General features: G+C 65.5%; 1 protein-coding gene. It reads left to right on the top strand.

The annotated features are described in order from the left end of the window. Nucleotides 1-38 precede the first annotated feature (38 nt). A partial coding sequence (locus ACVCAH_RS38070; protein ID WP_447141042.1) for a DinB family protein occupies nucleotides 39-524 on the top strand: 486 nt, incomplete at its 3' end.

Raw genomic sequence — 524 nt, 5'->3', positions numbered from 1 at the left:
CTAGTTGCTCCTGGGCGACGGTCTGGAATGCTTCGCCCATGCCTTCCTACCCGCCTACCTTCGCCGACGAGGTCGTCGCACAGCCAGCCCGTGCCCAGATCGAGGCGTTCCTCGACGAGCACCGCGGGGCGCTCAATGGCTGCTTGGACGGGCTGACAGAGGAACAGGTGCGCCGATCGTTGGTGGCCTCCCGGACCACGCTGCTGGGTCTTGTGAAGCACGCGACTTTCGTCGAGAAGGTCTGGTTTGACGAAGCCGTCACGTGCCGGTCGCGCGCTGAGATCGGCATCCCTGCGACGTCAGACGAGTCGTTCATCCTCGATGACGACGACACGATCGCCACCGTCCAGCACGCACACCGCGAAGCCTGCGAAGCATCACGGCGTGCGACGTCATCCCTGGGTCTGGACGACATCCTTCACGGGCACCGGCGGGGCCCGGTTCCGCTGCGGTGGGTGTATCTCCACGTGCTGCGCGAGCTCGCCCAGCACTGTGGGCACGCAGACATTCTTCGAGAGCAGCTC

The sequence above is a fragment of the Micromonospora sp. LZ34 genome (assembly GCF_052981855.1).
This window is presented reverse-complemented; position numbering and strand designations above follow the sequence as displayed.